The 21,834-nt window shown below is 69.9% G+C and carries 13 protein-coding genes; 8 read left to right on the top strand and 5 right to left on the bottom strand.

Features of this window, described 5'->3' with window-relative positions:
- Positions 1 to 89: 89 nt before the first annotated feature.
- The gene (locus WMF46_RS46385) at positions 90 to 3,161 is read left to right on the top strand and encodes a tetratricopeptide repeat protein (RefSeq protein WP_437983103.1); all 3,072 of its coding nucleotides are present in this window, start codon (positions 90 to 92) and stop codon (positions 3,159 to 3,161) included.
- A 179-nt stretch (positions 3,162 to 3,340) separates the two neighbouring features.
- Here the strand turns inward: WMF46_RS46385 and WMF46_RS46380 are convergent, their stop codons facing one another.
- Positions 3,341 to 4,870, bottom strand: a complete 1,530-nt coding sequence (locus WMF46_RS46380; RefSeq protein ID WP_437983102.1) for a sigma-54-dependent Fis family transcriptional regulator — start codon at positions 4,868 to 4,870, stop codon at positions 3,341 to 3,343.
- A 452-nt stretch (positions 4,871 to 5,322) separates the two neighbouring features.
- Here WMF46_RS46380 and WMF46_RS46375 point away from each other — a divergent pair, with 452 nt between their 5' ends.
- Both WMF46_RS46375 and WMF46_RS46370 read left to right on the top strand, forming a co-directional pair.
- On the top strand, positions 5,323 to 5,619 hold the full coding sequence (locus tag WMF46_RS46375; protein ID WP_437983101.1) for a hypothetical protein: 297 nt from the start codon (positions 5,323 to 5,325) through the stop codon (positions 5,617 to 5,619).
- Positions 5,620 to 6,000: 381 nt separating this feature from the next.
- Complete coding sequence (locus tag WMF46_RS46370; protein ID WP_437983100.1) at positions 6,001 to 9,237, top strand: protein kinase domain-containing protein; 3,237 nt, start codon at positions 6,001 to 6,003, stop codon at positions 9,235 to 9,237.
- Positions 9,238 to 9,319: 82 nt separating this feature from the next.
- Here the strand turns inward: WMF46_RS46370 and WMF46_RS46365 are convergent, their stop codons facing one another.
- The gene (locus tag WMF46_RS46365) at positions 9,320 to 11,017 is read right to left on the bottom strand and encodes a hypothetical protein (protein WP_437983099.1); all 1,698 of its coding nucleotides are present in this window, start codon (positions 11,015 to 11,017) and stop codon (positions 9,320 to 9,322) included.
- 906 nt (positions 11,018 to 11,923) lie between these two features.
- Between WMF46_RS46365 and WMF46_RS46360 the strand changes: the two genes are divergently transcribed.
- The 4 genes from WMF46_RS46360 (at position 11,924) to WMF46_RS46345 (ending at position 15,801) form a co-directional block, all read left to right on the top strand.
- Positions 11,924 to 12,382, top strand: a complete 459-nt coding sequence (locus WMF46_RS46360) for a hypothetical protein (protein WP_437983098.1) — start codon at positions 11,924 to 11,926, stop codon at positions 12,380 to 12,382.
- A gap of 458 nt (positions 12,383 to 12,840) precedes the next feature.
- Positions 12,841 to 13,254: a hypothetical protein gene (locus WMF46_RS46355; RefSeq protein WP_437983097.1), complete on the top strand. Its 414-nt coding sequence runs from the start codon at positions 12,841 to 12,843 to the stop codon at positions 13,252 to 13,254.
- Positions 13,255 to 13,511: 257 nt separating this feature from the next.
- Complete coding sequence (locus WMF46_RS46350) at positions 13,512 to 14,159, top strand: hypothetical protein (protein ID WP_437983096.1); 648 nt, start codon at positions 13,512 to 13,514, stop codon at positions 14,157 to 14,159.
- Positions 14,160 to 14,397: 238 nt separating this feature from the next.
- The gene (locus WMF46_RS46345) at positions 14,398 to 15,801 is read left to right on the top strand and encodes a sigma 54-interacting transcriptional regulator (protein ID WP_437983095.1); all 1,404 of its coding nucleotides are present in this window, start codon (positions 14,398 to 14,400) and stop codon (positions 15,799 to 15,801) included.
- Between the two features lie 182 nt (positions 15,802 to 15,983).
- Here the strand turns inward: WMF46_RS46345 and WMF46_RS46340 are convergent, their stop codons facing one another.
- On the bottom strand, positions 15,984 to 17,438 hold the full coding sequence (locus tag WMF46_RS46340) for a peptidoglycan-binding domain-containing protein (protein WP_437983094.1): 1,455 nt from the start codon (positions 17,436 to 17,438) through the stop codon (positions 15,984 to 15,986).
- Between the two features lie 185 nt (positions 17,439 to 17,623).
- Positions 17,624 to 18,061 carry a hypothetical protein gene (locus WMF46_RS46335; RefSeq protein ID WP_437983093.1) on the bottom strand — a complete coding sequence of 146 codons (438 nt, stop codon included), beginning with the start codon at positions 18,059 to 18,061 and terminating at the stop codon, positions 17,624 to 17,626.
- Positions 18,062 to 18,278: 217 nt separating this feature from the next.
- Here WMF46_RS46335 and WMF46_RS46330 point away from each other — a divergent pair, with 217 nt between their 5' ends.
- Complete coding sequence (locus WMF46_RS46330; protein ID WP_437983092.1) at positions 18,279 to 19,379, top strand: LLM class flavin-dependent oxidoreductase; 1,101 nt, start codon at positions 18,279 to 18,281, stop codon at positions 19,377 to 19,379.
- A 124-nt stretch (positions 19,380 to 19,503) separates the two neighbouring features.
- On the opposite strand, the gene WMF46_RS46325 is transcribed toward WMF46_RS46330, so the two are convergent.
- Positions 19,504 to 21,147: an ATP-binding protein gene (locus tag WMF46_RS46325; protein ID WP_437983091.1), complete on the bottom strand. Its 1,644-nt coding sequence runs from the start codon at positions 21,145 to 21,147 to the stop codon at positions 19,504 to 19,506.
- Positions 21,148 to 21,834 lie beyond the last annotated feature (687 nt).

The following is a 21,834-nucleotide window of genomic DNA, read 5'->3' as shown; positions in this document are numbered from 1 at the left end:
GACCCACCTTCGGTCAAAGTACCCCACCACCCAAGAGCGGGCGACGCGGGAGACCACAGGCCGCGACGCGGCATGCTACACAGCGTCCTGTGAGCCTGGGCGAGAGCGTGATCATCTGCCCGGGGTGCAGCGCGGAGAACTCACCCTTCAACCCGCGTTGCACCCGCTGCGAGGCGCTGCTCTCGGAGGAGCCGCGGTCGAACTCCGCGACAGCCGAGGAGCACCCGTCGAGGCAGTCGACCTCCCGCGACGAGCACGTGTCCTCGAGCGTCACGATCGATCCGCTCGCAAGCACGGTTGTCGTCCCGGACGGGGGAGCGTCCGAGCCTCCGGCGCCGCCCGGATCCGAGGCGTCGCTCGATCTGCGCCCGGGGACGAAGCTCGGCCGGTTCGAGGTGATCGATCGCCTCGGCGAGGGCGGCATGGGCGTGGTGGTGCGAGCGCGCGATCACGTGCTCGGCCGCGACGTGGCGATCAAGGTGCTGCGGCCCGAGGTGCTGGGGCGCTCGGGCGCGGCGACGGCGCTCGCGCGGCTCGTCCGTGAGGCGCAGGCCATGGCGAGGATCAAGCACCCCAACGTCGTCACCGTGCACGAGGTCGACGCCTCGGGCGGGCAGGTGCGCGTGGTGATGGAGCACGTCGAGGGCCGGACGCTTCGCGCGTTCTGCGCGGAGAAGCGGCGGCCCGCCTCGGAGGTCGTGGCGGCCTTCCTCCAGGCGGGAAAGGGGCTGTCGCAGGTGCACCACGCTGGGCTCGTGCACCGCGATTTCAAGCCCGACAACGTCCTTGTCGGCGCCGACGGCCGCGTGCGCGTCACCGATTTCGGGCTCGCGGGGCTCGCGGAGGGCGAGGCCGGCGGCGGCCCCGCGGAGGCTGGGATAGAGGCCGCGCTCACGCGTTCAGGCTCGTTCCTGGGGACGCCGGTCTACATGGCGCCGGAGCAGCACCGGCGAGAGGCCGCGGATGCGCGGGCCGATCAGTACGCGTTCTGCGTGTCGCTGTGGGAGGCGCTCGCGGGCGAGCGTCCGTTCGCCGGCAAGACCTACGACGAGCTGCGCGAGAACGTGGCGCTCGGGCGGGTGCGAGAGCCGCCGCGACGGGCCGAGATGCCGGCGCGGATCCGCCGCTGTCTCGAGCGCGGGCTCTCCGTCGACCGGGACGCTCGATACCCCGACATGGACGCGCTGCTCGCCGATCTCGCGAAGGATCCGGCGGCGGCGTGGAGGCGCGGGCTCGCCGCGGCGTCGGGGCTCGCGCTCGCGGGCCTGCTCGTGTCCGCGTTCGCGCGGCAGCCTGCGGACAGGCTCTGCAAGGGCGGCGAGGCGAGGCTCGCGGGCGTCTGGGACGAGGCGACGATGGCGAAGGTGCGGGCAGCGTTCGCCGGCACCGGGCGGCCGCACGCGGAGGACACGTACCGGCGCGTGGAGAAGGCGCTGGGCGATCGAGCGCGCGCGTGGGTCGCGATGTACGCCGACTCGTGCGAGGCCACGCACGTGAGGGGCGATCAGTCGGCCGGGCTGCTCGATCTCCGGACGCTGTGCCTGGAGCGCCGCCGCCAGGAGATGGGGGCGCTCACCGCGCTCTTCGCGCAGGGGGCGGACGCCGAGGTGCTCGATCGATCGATCGAGGCGTCGCTCGCGCTCCCGGGCCTCGAGCGCTGCGCGGACGCGGGCGCGCTGACCGCGGCGATCCCGCCGCCCGCCGACGCCGCGGCGCGGGCCCGCATCGACGCGCTGCGGGGTCGCCTTGCCGAGGTCAGGGCCCTCGATGAGGCCGGCAAGTTCCGCGAGGCGCTCGCGCTCGCGCGGCCGCTCGCCGACGAGGCCCGCGCGGCGGATTATGCCCAGATCGAGGCGGAGGCGCTCTTGATGCTCGGGCGCGCGGCGCGGGACGCGCACGACGCCCCGGCCGCGGAGGCGGCGCTCCGCGAGGCGCTGCGCGCGGCGGCGCGGGCCAGGGACGACGCCCTCGCGGCGGAGGCGTGGCCGCAGCTCATCTACGTGGTCGGCTACCTGGGAGGCCGGCACGCCGACGCGCTCGCGCTGCAGCTGGCCGCCGAGGGCGCGGTCGAGCGGACGGGGGGCGACACGCTGGCGAGCGCGCGGCTGCTCAGCACGCTGGGCAGCGTCCTCGACGAGCAGGGGAAGTACAGCGAAGCAGCGCAGCACGTCGAGCGCGCCCTGGCCGGCCTCGAGAAGGCCCTCGGCCCGAAGCATCCCGAGGTCGCGGCGACGTGGAGCCGCCTGGGCACCGTCCGCCTCCACCTCGAGCGGTTCGACGACGCGGAGCGCGCAACCACGCGAGCGCTCGCGATCCGAGAGGAGACGCTGGGCGCCTCTCATCCGAGCGTCGCGCTCACGCTCAACAGCCTGGGTCGCCTCTTCAACACCCAGGGCAAGTACCGAGATGCCTTGCCCCGGATCGAGCGCGCCATCGCCATCCAGGAGACGGCGCTCGGCCCCGATCACCCGTTCCTGGCGGCCTCCGTCAACAACCTCGGCAATGCGCTCGTCATGCTCGGAGAGACCGACGCGGCCAGGCGTGCTCACGAGCGGGTGCTCGCCATCCGGGAGAAGGCGCTCGGCCCTGAGCACGCCGACGTGGCGTCATCCCTTAACAACATCGGGGCCGTCCTGGAGATGCAGCAGAAGTTCGCCGAGGCGACTCCTTATTACGAGCGGTCGCTCGCGATCCGCGAGAAGGCGCTCGGCCCCAATCACGCGAGCGTTGCCGCCTCGCTCGCCAACCTGGGGAGCGCGCTCGTCGCGCAGAAGAGGTACGCCGAGGGCCTTGTGCGCCTCGAGCGCGCCGCGGCGATCCAGGAGAAGGCCGTGGGCCCGAGCTCGCATGCGGTCGCATCGATGCTCACCGGGATCGCCAGCGCCTATAACGAGAAGGGCGAGCCGGAAAAGGCGCGCCCGTTCGCCGAGCGGGCGCTCGCCATCTATGCGGCGAAGGGCGAGGGCGTCTCTCCGATCGAGCTCGCCGATACGCGCTTCCACGCGGCCCGGGCGCTCTGGGGATCGGCGCGGGACCGGGCGCGGGCGATGACGCTCGCGACCCAGGCGCGCGACGCCTATGCGGCCGAAGAGGGGGAGTACGCGAAGCGCGCGCTCATGGCAGCGAAGGAGTGGCTCGCGGAGCACGGCGGCGCTCGGTGAAGAGGGGGCCGCGCTCGGGGAGGAGCTCCCGAGCGGGTGGCAGGGGAACTCCCCCACCCTGCCGGAATGCGGGAGCCGGCAGGACGCCATGAGACGCCAGAGGGCGCCATAAGACGCCAAATTATTGATATTTTTTGGCGTCCTTGGCGGCTTGGCGGTTCAAAGGCCGGCGGCGTCCGTCACCCATCGAAGGCAGGGCGCCGACCGCCTGCGCCGGCTACCCGGTGCTTCGCCAGGAGCTTCTGAAGGTAGGTCCGGTTGAAACCAGACTCCCGCGCCGCCTGCGACACGTTCCCTCCGTGCCGATCCATCAGCGCCACGAGGAACGCACGCTCCAGCTCGGCGACGCCCGCCTCGCGCGCCGCATCGAGCTCGTCGGCGGAGAGCCGCGAGAAGCGCGGCGCCAGGGGCCCGGGGCCTACCGGCTGAGCCACATCGGACGGGAGCAGATCCACGTCGAGCTCCGGCCCCGTCGCCAGGATGCACGCGCGCTCCACCACGTGGGCGAGCTCGCGCACGTTGCCCGGATAAGCATGCTCGCGGAGCGCCCGCGCGGCGCGCTCCGTGAAGCGGGGCCGCTCGCCGGGGCGTTTCCAGCAGGTGCGGAGGAAATGCTCGACGAGGAGCGGGACATCGCTCGCGCGCTCGCGCAGCGGCGGAATCTCGATCTCGATCACCTTGAGCCGGAAGTACAGATCTCGCCGGAACTTCCCTGCCTCGACGAGCGCGGGCAGATCCTGGTGCGTCGCCGCGATCACGCGGACATCGACCTTGTCGGTCCGGTCGGAGCCCACGCGCTGGATCTCTCCGAACTGCAGGAAGCGCAGGAGCTTCGCCTGCACGTCGGGCGCGATCTCCGCGACCTCGTCGAGGAAGAGCGTGCCTCCCTGCGCCGACGCGACCCGCCCGACGCGGTCCCGGTCGGCCCCGGTGAACGCGCCTTTGACGTGGCCGAAGAGCTCCGACTCGAGGATGCTGCCCGGCAGCGCCGAGGTGTGCAGCGTGACGCAGGCCTTGCTGCGCCGCGGGCTGTTCACGTGGAGCGCGCGGGCGATGAGCTCCTTGCCGGTGCCCGTCTCCCCGCGCACGAGCACGGTCGCGTCCGAGTCGGCCACCTGCGCGACCGTCTTGAGGAGCGCGAGCATCCTGGCGTCCTGCGTGACGATGCCCTCGAAATCGTAGCGGGCGAAGAGATCGCGCTCGAGGCGCTGGCTCCGGCGGCGCAGCGCCTCGCGCTCGAGGGCCCGCTTGAGGAAGAGCCCCGCGAGCTCGGCGAACTCGGCGACGAAGCGGAGCGCCTCGTCGCTGGCGGCCCGGGACTTGTACTCCACGTAGACGGCGCCGTAGACGTCGGCGCCGTGGGCGAGGGGCGCCACGAGCGCGGCGGACGCGCCCGACTCCTCGAGGCTCTTGAGGAGCGAGGCGCGCGGCTCGTCGGCGTCCCTGGAGAGGTGGACGATCTGCCGAGTCTCGATGGCCTGCCGCACGAGGCCGCGGCTGAATTTGCGCTCCTTGTCGGAGATCTTCGCCTTGTCGAAGTGGACGGCGAACTTCTGCTCGTAGGAGCCGTCCTCACGGACGACGATGAAGCCGCGATCGGCGCCCGTCGCCTCGAGGACCCGGCGGAGCACGAGCTCGGGAGCCTTCGCGTCGTCGTCCTCGGAGAGGAGGATCCTTACGATCTGAAGGAGCGAGGGGTAGAGATCCATGGCCGCAGCGCTCAGGGTACGATGAGGGGGGAAGGGTGCACAGAGCGATTCCCCGGGGCGTCGGCGGTTCCGTCGTGGCGTCGCAGGGAACGTCGCGGCGAATGGCCGGTCGCCCGCGCGCGGCCTCGTCTGGCGCAGGTTGCTCGCCGGGGGGCGTGGTCCGGGCTGCAACGGATCGGGGAGCGGTCGCCTGGGCGGCCTTCTACGTCGGCGCCCAGGGCAACGCCGGAAGTGTCGCAGGATCGTCCAGCCGAGCAGAAATCGCGGGGTTAGCGCCCGCCATCGGCAGGTTGACATCGGCCTCGACCCCATAAAGACCCGTGCAAACCTGCCCGATCGCGTCCTCCACTCCCCTTGACATGGGACGGCATCTCCGGTGGCCTGGGACACCGTGGCAGGTAGCAGCAGCATGGCGCAATTCGACAGATTAAGAAGAGCGGAGAGGCAGGTCGATGGATAAGGAAACAGCCACCCTTATTGCAGCCGCGATCGCTGCTGGCGTCACGGATCTGCTTGTATTTGCTCATAGCAAATCAGTAGACACAGCCTTAAAACCGCTAGCACATCGGTTCTATAGCCTCGACACGAGGATCGCAAAGATCGGGAATGAGCTTCGCCTGTCCCCACCGCACGGACTGCCCGAACTCAGCAAATGTCAACCCGACTGTCGTGCGCTCTTTGACGACCTGCAAGAACAGCTTGGGAACGCCATGGATTCCACGTTCGCTGCCCGCGACAACATCATGTGATTAGCAAGCGGCGCGCACTGATATCGTGTCGTTGGGTCGACGCGCGACGGCACCAGTGTCCTGACACGGTGACAATCGATATTTGAGTCAGCAGAGCATTCCAAAATGCGGCGAGCGCCGGACGGCGCGACGCCTCGCGCTCCTGGCCACGGCCCCTCCGGACCTCGGGCGCGGCGCCCACCACGACCCCTGCAACACCTGTGGCGCCACCGTTGCACTGCGCATGTGCAGATCCAGAGCGCGGGCAGCGCAGCTCGATCCATGGGGGAGGCCACCGCGAGGTCGTCGCGCTCTTCGAGCGGCTCGCTACGGCCACCAGGCGCCTCCCCGGAGGGGCTTGACACTGGCGCGAACCTCGACGTCTCCTTTTCGCCGCGCGCGATGTCCACCGAGGTGCTAGACGGGGCGATCTTCGCCGGTCGTTACCGGCTGATCCGCCGTCTGGCCGCGGGCGCCATGGGCGCGGTGTACGAGGCGCGTCATCTCGGGACGGACCGCCGGTGGGCGCTCAAGGTGATGCTCTCTCACATCATCGAGCGTCCCGATCTCCGGAGGCGGTTCGAGCTCGAGGCACGGGTGACCGCGCACATCGACAGCCCGTTCATCGTGGAGGTCGTCGACGCGGGGGTCGACGACGCGACCGGAGTGCCGTTCCTCGTCATGGAGCTGCTCCGCGGTGAGGAGCTCGGGCGATGCCTTCGGCGCGTGGGGCGGCTCTCGCCCGAGGAGACGCTCGCTTGCCTCCACCAGACGGCGCTCGCGCTCGACAAGACGCACCGGGCCGGGATCGTCCATCGCGATCTCAAGCCGGCAAACCTCTTTCTTAGCGTGCGCGAGGACGGCGAGCGGCGCATCAAGATCCTCGACTTCGGCGTGGCGAAGAGCCTCGCCGAGACCACCGTCGCCGGCGTCGCGACCCAGTCCGTCGGGACACCGGTGTACATGGCGCCCGAGCAGTTCCGGGGCCAGCGCGTCTCGGCGGCGACGGACATCCATGCGCTCGGGATGATGGCCTATACCTTCCTCGCCGGCGAGGCGTACTGGGCCGACGATAAGAAGGAGGAGGACAATCTGGTCGCCTTCGCGCTGCGCGCGGCCCACGGCCCGACAGAGCCGGCGAGCGCGCGCGCGGCGAGGGTGGGCGTCCTCCTGCCCTCCGCCTTCGATGCGTGGTTCGCGCGCGCGACCGCCGTCCACCCGGATCGGCGCTTCGCCACGGCCGTCGCGGCGGTGCGCGCGCTCGGCGACGCGCTCGGGCTCGCGGCGTTCGAGACGCTCAGCCTGCCCTCTCCAGCCCTCGGCGGCGTGGAGACGCCGGCGGCGGCAGCGGAAGGGGACAGCGCCACCCACGACGGCAGGGCACGCTCGAGCCCGGGAGAGACGGCTCTGGGAGAGACCGAGCCGGCGCTCCCGCAGGGCTCGACGGATACGCAATCACGGTCGGAGTTCGGCGCTACCGCATCCATCGGTGAGGGCGCGCGGGCGCCCTTCGTCGAGCCATCGCCCCCGCAGCGCGGGTCGTCTGCACCTCGCCGCCTTCGCGCGATGGGAGCCAAGCCGCCGGCGATCGCGGGAAGCCTGCTCCTTCTGGCCACCGCCGTCACATGGTTTGGCACGCGCAATGTGCCCGCACCAGCACCGCCCCCCGTCGTCTCTCCCGTGCAATCGCCCTCTTCGGTGCTGGCATGCCCGGTCTTCGAGACATCGGGCGTCGATGCGCCGGCGGGCTGGCTGGGAGCCGCGGCAGCATCCATCTTCTGTGATCGAGCGCGGATCCAGCTGGGCGGCTCCGCCGCGCGGACGCTGATCCCCGCGGAGCTCCTCGCGCTCCAGGCGCAGCCTGTGGACTCGTTCCCCGAGGATCCCTACGCCGCGCCCGACGCCCGCGCGAAGACGGTCGAAGAAGCCCGTCGCCGGGCGGCGGCCTACGCCGATGGGGAGGTCGTCCGGGAGCGCTCCGAGTTCCGGATCACGGTCGCCCTCCGCCGCCCCGACGGGACCGAGCTCGACCGCGCCGTGGGCACCGGGCGCGCCCTCTACGAGGCCGTGCGGAGCGCGATGACCCCTCTCGCCGAGCGGGGCTCGCTCCCCGTGTCGCCCACGCTCGACGCCACGGTGGCGGACTTCTCGCGCGCCCGCGACGTCGGCGGCGCCCTCGCGCTCGTCGATCTCGCCATGGCCATGAGCAACAATGCAGGAGCGCTCCCGGACGAGTGCGCCCGCCTCGAGGCGAGGAGCGCCGATCTTCCGGAACGGGGCGCCGCCGAGCGCCGCAGCTGCGCCTACACGCTCGGCCGACCGCTTCCGGAGGTGACGCTGCCTCCGCGCAGCGCTCCGGCATCACCGGGCGAGCTCGCCGCGCGTGCCCGCGTCGAGCTCGAGGCTCGAAACGCGGACGATCCGGCCACGATCGCCGAGCTCGAGGAGCTCTTCGAGCCCGAGGCCGCGCCCCTCGGGCGCTCGACGCTCGCGACGACCCTCTCGTGCCTCCTCCAAGCGCGCGATCCGAAGCGGGCCTCGGAAATGTCGCTGCTCGCCGTGCACGCGGAGCCGAGGAGCTGGATCGGCGGGAGCTGCGCGCCCTGGCTCCAGCTCGTCGCGGTGACGGACGGCACCGCGAGCGCCGAGGCGGCGCTGCGGGCGATGCAGGCCTGGGTGCCCTGGAACAGCTACGGGTGGCTATGGCAGGCGAAGAGATCGGGCGACGAGTCCCTTGCGCGCACGTATGCCCGGCGCGCCTATGTGCTCTCGCGGCTCGACACGAACGTGGCCGGCACCCTCGCCGACAGGCTCCTCGCCTCCGGCGCGCGCGAGGAGGCGCGCGGCATCGCGCTCGAGCTCTCGACCGGCGGGTACCCCGTCCACCGCGTGGGGAGCCAGCTGCTCCTCGTGCGCATCGAGGCGAGCGAGGCCCGCTTCGGCGCCGCGCTCTCGAAGGCGAAGCAGGCCATGGTCGTCTCCGCAGACGACACCGGCTGGGTCCTCGTGCAGCGCTTCGAGATCGCCTGGCGCGCCCTGCAGATCGCCCTCATCCTCGGCCGCGCGCACGAGATCGCCGATCTCGTCGTGGAGCGCTTCCTCGATCCCGAGCCTCCGCGGCTCGACGGCGCGCACCTCGAGGTCCCGTTGCGCCTGCCCGCCGTCTGCGGGCACGCCTCGCGCGCCGTGACTCGCCGCTGCTTCGAGCGGCTCCGGGAGCTGTGGCAGCGTCTGTCGTTCAGCGCCCTCCCGGACGCGGGCGCCTTCACCGAAGGGGCCGAGCGCTTTGCGAAGGGCGATTTCGCGGGCGCCGCGCTGCGGTTCCGGCCCCTTCTCCGGACGCAGGGCCCGTTCGCCGAGGTCCTCGCCGAGTCGATGGCGGAGACGTTCGAGCGCACGGGAGAGACCGATCTCGTCGACCGTCTGGAGAAGGCGATCCCCGATCGCTCTCGGGAGCTCAACGGGGCGACCCTCGCGCTGGTGCGCGCCGCGCGCCGCGCTGCGCAGCGCGGCGAGGACGATCGGGCGCGGGAGCTAGCGAAGCAGGTCGTCGATGCGTGGTCGGTGGCGGATGAGCCTGTCCCCGCGGTGGCGGAGATGCGCCAGCTGCTCCAGGCACGGCGCGGCGCGACGCGGTGAGCTTGCCGTGTCGCCGGCACGGCGCCGGCCCCGAGCTCGACCAGCTGTCACCGAGCAGGCTGCGTGGATTGGGCTGCGTGGATCACTGCCCGCCGCAGGTCGGCTGCTGCTTCCATTGCATATACACGGTATCATCGTAGTTGTTCTCGATGAGCGCGGTGAAGACCGCTCCCGCCGGATCCCTCGGCGTGATGTTCACGGCCACGTACGCGCTCTTGTACGGCGCGTCGTGATCGGCGCTGGTCGCGCCCGGGAGCGGGATCGAGGCAGGCACGAGGAAGGGGCTCGAGATCTGCGCGATCGTGCCCTTCTCGATGTACGTCTTCCCGCCGTTGCCGTCAGGCACGTAGAAACGGAGCTCGTACACGTGGTTCTGGTAGTTGACGATCCTCTTGCCGGCGTGCCGCGGGGAGGGAATTCCGATGACGCCGTCCCCGTCGACGTCGTTCACGGGCTCGAGCAGCTTCGGGATGCCCGCGGCAGGGTTGTCGAACCCGTTCGGGTCCGGGGAGCACGCGCCGTAATACCGGTAGTCCTCCACCTCCGACCCCCAGATCACCCTGAAATTATAAAGGGCGCTGTCGTAGGAGCCAGCGCGCCGATCGTCGACCACGGACACCCAGTAATTCGAGCGCGCAGGATCGGCACAGTCGTCGACGCCGACGCGATTGCAGCTCTTGGGGAGCGGGCCGACGGACGAAAAGACGTCGAGATAGTCCTCTCCTACGCCCGTGTCTGCCGGGCACGAGAGCATGTCGGCCGCGGTCCTCGTCGCGAGCGGCACATCGATCGCGTTGACGGTTCCGAGGATGCTGTTCACGAACCCGATCATGTCGACGGCGCACTCCGTGAGCTGGAGCGCGTCAGAGCACGTGTCGCAGGTCTTGCCGCACACGCTCGCGACCTCGCGCACGCAGATCTCGTCCCACGCGACATCGCAGCAGTACGAGTCCACGGCGCAGATGCTCCCCACGCAGCTCGTGGGGAGGGGCGGGACGTCGCAGCCCGAGGTGAGCTGTCCCCCTGTCGTGCAGAGCGTGTGGCCGCAGGTGCCGGCGGCGCACTCCAAGCTCTGCGCCACGGTCGCCACCTCGTCGATACAGAGCCGGTCCCAGCCGTTGGCGCAGCAGTAGGGATCCACAGCGCAGACGCGCGTCACGACAGGGCTGCACCCATGGGTGAGCGCAGCGCCCGCATCGCATACCGGGTGGCCGCAGGGAGCGGAGCGGAGCGCCGAGCCGCCCGCCACGGTCGCCGCTTCGACACACAGCTCGTCCCAGGCGGCGTTGCAGCAGCTGGGATCAGCGGCGCAGACGCTCGTCACGGCAGGGCTGCATCCGTTCATGAGCGCGGCGCCCGTGGTGGAGGCGGGGTGGCTGCAAGCGCACGCCTGGCTGTTCGCCACGCTCTGGACCTCGGCGACGCACGAGTCGTCCCATTTCGTGTTGCAGCAGTAGGGGTCCACGGCGCAGACGCTCGTCACGACAGGGCTGCATCCCTGGGTGAGCGCCTCACCCTCGACGCAGGTTGAGTGGGCGCAGGGGGCAGGACCGCACGCCGCGCTGTGCGCCACGGTCAGGACCTCGTCGACGCAGGAGCCATCCCAGGCCGACTCGCAGCAGTAGGGATCCACGGCGCAGACGCTCGTCACGGCAGGACTGCTCCCGTCGGCGAGCGGCGCGCCGGGCGTGCACTCGTCGTGGGTGGACACGATCGCCGAGGCCGCCGGGTCGCTGGAGATGACGCTGGGCTCGTTGAGGAACACGGTGACCGCCGACATCGTTTGGAAGCTCGCGATACTCGGGACCGAGCAGCCGACGTAGGCGCCGTCTGGGCTCCTGTCCGCGCAGGCGTCTCGACAGGCGAGGGTCGCGCTCGTCAAAAAACAACTCGAGGCATTCCCTGGATCTGCGCAAAATCGATCGGCGAGGTACGCGGTGCCTGCTTGCCAGATGTCGCTGTAACACGCCCTGCGCTCCATGGGTTGCAATGTTGGAACAGGAAAAATGTCGCCATAGAACGCGCCCTCGGGATACGTAAACACCTCCTGCTCCGTCGCGGGATAATGCACAAATGGAGCTTCGGAACGGAACGGCGCGATGAGATCTCTCGGGGGCGATCCGGCGACGGCCGGGTCGACCATGGCGCTGAAGTAGGCACGATCATGCCGGCCGTTCGGCGCGGTGCTCACGTCCGCGGGGCACGAAAACGTGATAGGCCCGCTGCCCGCCTTGAAATCCCCCACAAACCCTGCATAGACATGTGCGGAACCAGGCATGTTCGAATGCTGACCGCCGGGATCACACCCGTGGATGCCTTTGCACACGCGCACCCTGGTCGACGCGTTGCGCTGCAAGGTCACCATCTCACCCCGCGTGCAAATTCCCACGAATTCCGGTTGCAAATCTCCTCCAACGGGTTGCCCATCACGGAGCGCAGTCCGGACCCGGACCTTGGCCGCAGGCTCAAACTCGCCCGGATGTCCCTCCAGATACGCGACGCGCAGCGAGATGGGAACATGCTTACCGAGCGCGTTCATCCGCGCAAGGACGCAGCCAGAGACGACCTCCCGACACGCGGCCGAACCGAGCGACGGATACCCGTACCCCGGCGAGCCGCCCCAGGTGCCCGCGCGCTCGGTGCAAAGTCCGAATTCGCCACGCCAAACAGGCGATGACGTCATTCCATGACTATCGATCTTGGCCTGCACTTCCTGCTCCGGATCAAGCGCACACGAGACGATCACCTCCATGAGGCGTTCGGCGCTCGTAGGCTCTCCGGTATTGAACAGGCTGGCAACGCCCGGGTGATCCCGCAGGAGGTCCCGGAACCCCGGCCTGGTGAGCGGATAACTCCAAAGTTGCTCCAGGAGGCCGAGGTTCGCGTCGATCGCGCCAGGGGGGAGCCGATTCTGAGGCATCCGAAAATCGGGCGTGCGCAGCGGCTGCTGGGTCGAGTCCGTGACCTCTCCGAGCGGCTCTGCGGCTCCGCACCCCGTCGCGAGGGCGGCGAGCATCAAGACGAGCGTGGTGAGGATAGTTCGAAGGCTCATGTGGGTGCTCCTGCTCAAGATCTGTGCCAGCCAGCGTCGCGCATCTCGCTTCGCTCCTTCGCGCCGATCTCCAGCATGACGGTCGCCTCGTGAGCGCCGGCGACCGAGCGTCGCAGTCCGCGCGAGCGCCGGACGGCGCGGCGCGCTCCTGGCCACAGCCCCTCCGGGCCTCGGGCGCAGCGCCCATCGCAACCCGCTGCAACACCTGTGGCGCCACCGTTGCGCTGAGCATGCACGGAGGAGGGTGCCCGTAGCGCGGCTCGGGCCGCAAGGGCCGATCGCCGCCTCCGGTGGACTCGCCGCCACGATACGCCCCGCTGCCCCCGCTGGGCCGCAGCTCGAGGAGCGCCGGCGCCGGAGGTGCCCCCGCCGATCGCACCGTCCAGCGAAAACACGCTGCGATCCATGATCTCCAGGTTGGTCCGGGATGTGCCAGAGGCTCCTGCGCGGCGCGCAGCGCGGCTGCGGCGTCGAGTCGAACCACAGCCAAGAGGGTTGAATCCATGAATTATCGTCGAATGCTTTTTGTTGGGGCTCTGGCGGCGCTCTCCGTGAGCACGATCTCCGGCGCGGCCATCGCGCGGACCTTGACGGGCTATGGGGCCTTCAGCCCCTTTCCCAACGCGGGGGCGCAGGACTGCATCTCGGAGAACTGGGGCGCCGCCCTCAGCAATTGTAGCACGCTGCAGACGCTGGTCTTCGAAGCTCCCGTCGACAACGGCGGTGCGCACACCATCAATGCCTGGTCCTACGGCGATGGGTATGGGTCGTTCTCATGCAATGCCCAGTCGATCGTAGGGGAAGGCGGCAACTGGGGCTGGTGGGGAGCGACGGACACGTTCAACCCAAGCGGGAAGCAGATGCGGAGCTTCTCCGTGAACGTCGGGGGCGGCGCCAGCCTGCGCCTCGTCTGCTGGGACGTGCCGAACAACCGCGGGGTTGCGTCGATCAACTTCAACCCCTGAGACCAGGCAGGGTCACGTCATCGGACACATGGTGCTATCCGTCCGCTGGTCGCAGCGCAGGGACGTCATACCGCTGAATTTGTCGCATCTTTCACCGATGCGGCCGTCCAGCCGCGCGACGGATGTCACCTTGAAAGGGGTGCCGCCGAGACCGATGCCGGCGTCCGATCGGCGGCGCCCCGTGGTCATCGCTCCGAGCGAGCCCGAGACGTTGAAATGGCCCTCGTCTTGAGGGGCCCTATGGTCTGGAGCTGACGATGCAATATTCGAGGTGGCTCGTAGGAGTTGGTTTATTGTCTGCGGCTTGCGCCTTCGTTCTCGTTGAGCGCCGGGCGAGCCAGGCGGAGGTGGCGCTCGACCGAGTGCAGAGCTCACTCGACGACCTCACCGACAAGGTAGAGAGCGTCGACAGGAGCCCGCGCCGGACACCGACCGTCATCACCATGGAGCGAAGGGCGGCTCCTGACACCGTCGATAGGGCGGACAGCGAGAGCCCTGGCCCTTCGGACCAGCCCTCCTCCCCTTCGAGCGAGCCGTCACCGCAGGACGCCCCGTCGCACGAGGAACAGAAGGAGTTTCTTGAGCTTTCCTTCTCGGCGCAGGCGCCGGATGTGAGCTGGTCGCGGGGGGCTGCCGCTCAGGTCGACGAGATGGTCCGACCGCTGACCGATCAAAACACACGGTTGGTCTCGACGGATTGTCGGGCCACGCTCTGTCGCGTCGAGCTCACCCATACCACGGAGGGTGCCTTCCACGCCTTCATGACAACCGCGATCTACGGCGGAGGCATGCGGAGCTGGAAGGGGGCAGGTGGCGGTGGTCTGCTGCGAAGAGACCCGGACGGCACCGTGAGGACCGTCGTCTACCTGGCCAAGGAGGGGGCGGAGCTCCCCATCCTCAACTAAGCGTGGATTTCGGTGCGCCAGGCGAAGCCTGGGCGTCAACTCTGCCAGAATCCGGCTGACCGCCGCGAGGGCCCGCCCCGCGCGCCGCTCCGTCCACGCCAGCGCGCGCTGCGAGCGGCCCAGGACGACGACCGGCCGGTGGGCCCGGAAACCTCGGCGAAGCAGCGCCCGAAGCCGCCTCACGAGCGCTCCGGTGGAGCTATTGACCACCGCGGTTCGCCCCTGTAGTCACGGAGCCGTGCCTGGCAGCGTCGACAGCAGCACCCTGTCCGCGAGCGGCGGACCGCAGGAGCCTCGCTGTCCGGGGCGCGGCCCCTGCCTCTTCCTCGTCCTCGAGAGCCATCGGCCGTTCAGCCCTCCGGCGCGCGTCTCCCTGGATGCGATCGATGAAGTGCGCGTCGGCCGCGGCTCGGCGCGGAGCATCTCGGCCGCCGCGGACACGAGCGCGCGGTGGGTCGATATCCGGCTCGACGACCGCTGGCTGTCCTCCAAACACGCCCGCGTGATCCGGATCCTCGGCCGGTGGACCTTCGAGGACTGCGGCTCGAAGAACGGCAGCTCCGTCAACGGGACGCCGCAGTCGTCCGCCGTGCTCGCCGACGGCGACCTCATCGAGCTCGGGCGCACGTTCTTCATCTTCCGGGAAGCCCTCGCCTCCGAGCATGGCGACGCGACGATCGCGGCGCCTTCGCCCGCGGCGGCCCCCGCCCCTGGGCTCGTCTCGGTCTTGCCCGAGATCGCCGCGCTGTTCGAGCGGCTCGCCCTGGTGGCGCGATCGCCGCTCTCCATCTTGCTCCACGGCGAGACCGGCACCGGCAAGGAGGTCATGGCGCGCGCGGTCCACGCGCTCTCCGGGCGGCCGGGGGAGCTCGTCGCCGTCAACTGCGGCGCCCTCCCCCGCGATCTCGTCGAGGCAGAGCTCTTCGGCCACCGGAAGGGGGCGTTCTCCGGCGCGATCGACGATCGCCCCGGCCTCGTCCGCAACGCGGACCGCGGGACGCTCTTCCTCGACGAGATCGGCGACCTGCCGTTGCCGGCGCAAACGGTGCTCCTGCGGGTGCTGCAGGAGCGAGAGGTGCGCCCGGTCGGCGGCGCGCGCGCCGTCCCCGTCGACGTGCGCGTCGTCGCGGCGACGCACCGCCCCCTCGTGCGCATGATCGCCGCCGGCGAGTTCCGCGCCGATCTCTACGCGAGGCTCGCCGGGCACACGGTCGAGCTGCCCGCGCTCCGGTCCCGCCGCGAGGACCTCGGCCTGATCGCCGGCGCGCTCCTCGGGCGCATGGATCCGGTCCTCACCGATCGCCTCCAGATCCACCCGCGCGCGGCGCGGGCGTTGCTGATGTACCGCTGGCCAGGCAACGTGCGAGAGCTCGATCAGTGCCTGACGTCCGCGCTCGTGCTCGCGCACGGCGGCGGCACGATCGATCTCGAGCACCTGCCGGCCGCGATCCAGCAGCCGGGCGGCGAGGCCGGGGCGGCGGACCTGGGCGACGACGAGGCGAGGCGCGACGCGCTCATGACGCTGCTCCGCGAGCACCGAGGGAACATCGCCTCGGTCGCGCGCGCCATGGGCAAGGCGAGGATGCAGATCCAGCGCTGGATGAAGCGGTATGGTCTCGATCCCGACGCGTTCCGGCGCTGAGGCGCGCCCCGGCGGCGCGACATCGGACGCCCTGAGCGTCGACGCGACCTTCGCGCGCCGGTGCGGGATCGTCCGCGCGCTCGGCGCAGGCGAAAGGTTCGTGCACTTATCCCATGCATCTCCCATGCATCAAAGGCCCCGCCTTCACCCCACGACCTGCCGGGCTCCCCTCCCCGCGAGGCTCATCCCCTGATGGTCGCCCCGCGGATATGGGCCGAGAGATCCGTATACTTCATCCGAAACCGTCCGCAGCCCTCCGGCAGCGGCGCGCGCGGCGGGTTGCCCTGGCAGCTGTCCGCCCCCGCAGGGTTGCGCAGGATCACTGAAACGGGTGTCCCATCGCCCCCACGCTCGATCTTCTCGCCCGCGACCCAGTGGTATCCCCCTTCCCATTTCAGGAGAACCGGCACCTTCTCCCCGCGCCCCAGTGCCCCAGCGACATCCTCGGCGACGGACGCGCCGCTGCGCAGCAGCGCCGAGACGCTCGTGTAGCTGCCGCCCATGATGTCCTGGAACAGGCTCGTGAAATTGCCGAGCGGGACGCGCGAGTCGCCCCCCAGAGCAGCCCAGAACGAGTCGTTGTCCTCGGGGTTGTCGTAATCGAAGATCCAGCTCATCAGGGTCGCGTGGTTCATGAGCGCGGACTGGAACAGCCGGTCGATGTCGATGCGGCCCGAGGCGTCGCGCGAGATCGCGTTGCGCGGCATCTTGAGCACGCGGCCGGAGCGGAGCGTCACCTCGCCCGCCTCCCGCGTGATCCCGTCGACAATCCTCGTGAACTCGGCCGGATCGGCGCGCAGCAGGACGTACTCCATCGTTCCCGCGCCGCAGGTGCCGTGGCGCGCCCCCTGCTTGACGCGCAGCGGGTTGTCCACGTGCCGGATCGCCTGTGCGAGCACGAGGTGCGGATCGATGCCGCCCTCGAGCACGAGCCTGCCATCGCGCCGGACGCCCGCCATGGTCGCGAGGTTCGGCAGGAGCGCCCCCGCGTGCAGCCGGCCCGCGGCGAGCAGCCTGTCGAGCGCGGCCAGCGCGCGCGCGTCGCTTCCGAGCGCGCGCCGGACCTCGTCGAGGCGCGCGCTCCGATCGGCGGCGAGCGCGCCGGAGGCGGCGGTCGCGGGCCTGTCGCCGACGGAGTCCACGGCGGGCGGCGGCGTGTCCGGATCCGGCTCGGCCCCGGGCACGACCCGCGGGAGCCCCTTCGCGTCGGTGAAGTAGCCCTGATCGTGGCGCGAGGCCGCAGCGACCGCCTGGACCGCGGACGGCTTGCGGCCGAGCGCCGCCACCTCCTCCGGGCTGAGCCCCGCGGCCCTGGCCAGGGCCTCGTCGAGCGGCTGCGCACGCCGGGCCCCGAGGCGCCTGTCGAGGGCGGCGATCGTCGCGGCGTCGACGACGCCCGTCTGCGGCAGGCCCTCCGCGGCCTGCAGCGCGACGATGGCGGCGTGCGTCTTCGGCCCGAACGAACCGTCGGCCTTCATCGGGTCGCCGAGCGCCGCGCCGAGCGCCTTTTGCAAGGCGCACACGCCGTCGCCGTGCGCCCCCTGCGCGAGCGTCGCCGCGCCCGCCGCGACCGATCGCAACACCTCGTTCGACGCGAGCTCGGGGGCGCCGAGCCCTGTGTTCCCGCTGTCCCCCATGGGTCCCCTCCTGCGATCACCAGACGCGCTGGGTCCGTCCCAGGGTACCACGCCGCGGCCATCTGCGCGCGTCAGGCGGCGCTGCGGTGCGCGGCCCGTTCGGCACGCGAATTCGTCCTTCAGATCGTGGGACTGCTCTCCTTTTTATCATCGGGTCGCGGCGATTGCCTCGGTGCGAGGAGCCTTCAGCTCTTGCCGAGCGTCTGCTGGAGCTGGTCCACAAGCTCAACAGCCTCCCTCTGTTCGACGGGCGAGGCGTCCAGCGCCCGCAGCGCATCCATGATCTTGTCTCTCGTGAAGACCTGATATTGACCACTGAACGGATTCAGCTCCGGCGCATCCATACCATGGACCACGCCACGAACGAACGTCGAGCCTGTCACCAGACAGATCTTGCTCGGCATGCGAAACAAGGATGAACATGGGTGGCTCATCATGCGCTGCCACTGGGCCGGAGACGGCGCGCTGCCGTCCGTCACGATCAGCGTGCGCGTACGGGTACGCCCCTGAAAATGAGCCACAATCGCGTCGAGATACAGGTTCCAATCCTCGTCGGACGGCGCCATCTTTCCCTGTAGAAGCACGAAGATCTCGCCCACCACGCCAAACGCCATCGTCTTCATGTAACGAAGAATACCACAATACGCTGGATCGCAGAGTGAATTGCATTCTGTCCCGGCAGGAGCGTGCGCCCCGACCCACGGAGGACGTCGCTATACCGGTCGCCCAGCGTGGGTTGGGCTAGCAAGGCACTCGCGCGAACGGCGCCGCCCTCTGACGCGTGTGCCCTCTTTCGCTGGCAGTGCACGGCGTGAGACCATGGAGGTCGGAGGAGCAGCTATGAAACCGATCGCAGGAGCAGCGGGGAACGGCGGACATCTGGAGCTCGGGATGTTCGGCCCGAACGGTACGGGCCACTCGATGTCGAAGGTCCCCGAGCGATGGTATCCCACCTGGGAGAACAACCGCGACCTGGCGCTCGCAGCCGAGGCGACGGGCATGGAGTTCCACATCCCGTTCGCGCGCTGGAAAGGCCACGGCGGCGAATCCGACCCCCAGGGCGCCATGCTCGATCCCATCGTCTGGGCGGCGGGCATCCTCGCGATCACGAAGCGGATCAAGGTCTTCACGACCGTGCACACGCCCTTCGTGCACCCCATCGTCATGGCAAAGCACCTGGCCACGATGGATCACATCGGCCCCGGGCGCGTCGGCGTGAACATCGTCAGCGGCTGGGACAGGGAAGAGTTTGAGATGTTCGGCATCCCCCTGCGCGAGCACGATGAGCGGTACGAGTACACGAAGGACTGGCTGGACGTGATGCGCACGCTGTGGACGGCGGACGAGCCCGGCGACCATCGGGGCAAATTCTTCGACCTGCCTGGGCTCATCGGCGCGCCGAAGCCGCGGGGCAAGATCACCCTGATGAACGCGGGCACGTCCAGCGCTGGCCGGGGCTTCGCGGTCGAGCATTGCGATCTGCTGTTCAATATCCTTGTCTCTCCCGAGGCGTGCCGGGACGAGGTCGCGAAGGTCAAGGAGGCGGCGCGCCGCGTGGGTCGCTCCATCGACGTGTACACGACGGCCTGCATCGTTAGTCGTCCCACCCGGAAAGAGGCCGAGGAATACCACCATTATTACTCCCGCGAGATGGCGGACTGGCCCGCGACCGACCACCTCATGCAGCTGCTCGGGATGGACTGTCAGTCCTTCTCCCCGGAATTTTATGCCATGTTCCGGAACCGGTTCGCCGCGGCCCACGGCCACTACGTGATCGCCGGCGATCCGAGCCATGTGGCCGAGGAGATCCGGCGCATCCGTGACACGGGCGTTCGGGGCCTCACCCTAGGATTCATCGACTTTGCCAGCGAGTTCTCGTACTTCAAGGATGAAGTGATGCCACGCCTCGTCGACCTGGGCGTCCGCCGGCCGCCTGGCTGATTCCGCGGTCATGGTTCCTGGTCCGCTGGGCGGCGCGCGTCAGCTCCACGGCTGTCGCCGCGCGGTGCGACGGGGCGTGGCTGGTTGCCTGTTCAACGCGGCCGATGGCGACGAGCAGAACGCCTCACGTACAGCCCTGGGCCGTCCGCGCGTCCGCTGGCAGCCGCATCGTGAACGTCGTGCCGCGACCGGGAGCGCTGTCCACATCGACGCTCCCGCCGTGGGCTTCGGCGCAGGCGCGTACCAGCATCAGACCGAGGCCCCATCCGTGTGCGCCGTTCTCGCCTGCGGCGCGCGTGAACGGATCGAACAGCGTCTCTTGCGCCTCCGGCGGGATCGGCGCGCCCTCGTTGTGCACGCTCATCTCGACGCCGTCCCGCAGCTTCGTGATGGCGACGGCGATCGGCGCGTCGTTCGCGCCGTACTTCAGCGCGTTCGAGATCAGGTTCCAGAGCGCGCGTCGCAGCCCCGAGGCACCCCATATCCCTCGGACGCCCTCGTCTGCATGCAGCACGATGCGGCCAGGGTGGTCGGCCGCGATTTCGTCGACGAGCTCGCGGCCGAGCTCGCTCAGGTTGCACTCCTCGAGCGTGAGCGAGAGACGCCGGCCGGCGTGAATCCGATCGGCGTCGAGCAGATCGGTCACCATGCGGTCCGCCCGATCCAGATTGCGGACGACGACCTCGACCCGCTTCGCGACGACGGGCCCGCCCGCGTCCGGCTGCGCGGCGAGCAGCGTCGCAGCCATCCTCGCGGCCGACAGCGGACCGCGGAGATCGTGCGCCAGGACCGCGACGAACTGGTTTCGTAGCTCGCGCGCGACGCGCAGGGCACCGAGCTGATCGAGCAGCTCCGTGTAGAGTCTGGCGTTATCGACATGGAGCGCGAGCCGCTCGCCGACCGCCGCGATGCGCCGCGTCTCACGGGCGGTGAACGTCCGCTTTTCACGGAGGCCGATGTACAGGACACCCATGAGAGAACGCTGCGGCGGAAGACGGATGCCGAGCAGCGAATGGATGCCGCTGTGCCGGAGTCTCTCCGGCACGTCGAGCAACGTGGTCTCCACGTCGCGCATCGACATCGCATAGTCCTGCAAGGCGACGGCGCCTGCGAAGGACGATGCGTCGACGGCTCGCACGTACTCGACGAACGGCTCATCGGCCGGGCCCACCGAGGCGACCATCTCCAGCTTCCCGGTCCTGACGTCGTGCAACAGCAGCGCAGCCGTATCGGCGTCCATCGACGCCATGACGACCTCAAGGACCTTCCTCAAACGCCCCGACGACAGGGGCGCCTCTCCGCCGAAAGGCTGCAAGAACGGGTCATGGAGCAGCCGCAGGTAGCGCTTCTCGGCTTGCTCGTCCTCCAGGAGGTGTTGCCGGAACGCTCGCGCTATGAACACGGAACGGGCGTGGATCTCGGCGAAGAGGCGTTCGATCTCCTCCAAGCTCGGCAGCTCTTCGGCGCCTGCGCTGGCCCAGGTGCGCACGATCGCACGCCCGAGGATGGCAAACTCTTCAAGCGATTCCTCGAGGCTGAAGCCAGCACGCAAGCGTGAGGACAGATGGCTCTCGATGAGCTCGTCTCGCTCGCGGCGGACTTCCTCCCCGTCCCATCCGCGCGCGAGCGTCCGCACGTACTTGGGCATCATGCTCGTCAGCTCGGGGCTCGCCATCCCCCGCGCCGCCGCTGCCCTGTTCGCTTCGCTGGCCCACGCTTCGACGATCTCTGATGCGCGCGCCGCGATGATCTGTTTGATCGTCCGCATCGACCCCCTCACATCCTTGTCGAGATGATCCTTAAGAGGCTCGACGGGGCTCCTGCCAGTGCGCGTCACCGAGGCTCCGGATCACACCACCCGAGCGCTTGGACGCATTCCCAGATCTCCCGGTCAGCGAAACCCGCACGCGCTCGCGCTCGCCCTGGTGATCGCGGTCGTAGCCCTGCCCCGGTCACCGCCCCGACCGACGCGCCGACCTCGCCTGCTCTCACCGCCTTGCCTCGCCGCCCGCCCGGGCAGGCTTCGCCCATGGGCCAGCCCGCCGAGAAGCAGCGTCGCGCCACGTACGCCGACCTCGGCGCCGTCCCGCCGAACAAGGTGGCGGAGCTCGTCGGCGGCACCCTGCACGTGTTCCCCCGGCCGGCGCCTCGGCACGCAAGCGCCAAGGGCGCGCTGCTGGGGGAGCTCTTCGGGCCCTTCCAGCGGGGGCGGGGTGGGCCAGGAGGCTGGCGTAGCCTTGTCGAACCCGAGCTCCACTTCCCCGATCCTATCTACGCGCGCGAGGGCGTGCGGTATGCGTGGCTGGTCGACCCGATCGCGCGGACCTCCCCGCCTCCTTGTGAATTTTCCCGAAAAATTCGAGGAGATGCTTCAGGTCGGCGTCGCGAGGGGCAGCGCTCGCGCCTCGCCCTACACGAGCGGCGCTCCCTGGGCGGATCGGCGAGTCCTCCGGCT

Origin of the sequence: Sorangium sp. So ce117, assembly GCF_051524395.1 — a bacterium.
GTDB classification, from domain to species: domain Bacteria; phylum Myxococcota_A; class Polyangia; order Polyangiales; family Polyangiaceae; genus Sorangium; species Sorangium cellulosum_B.
The sequence above is the reverse complement of the archived record's forward strand: the minus strand, read 5'-3'. Positions and strand labels throughout refer to the sequence as shown.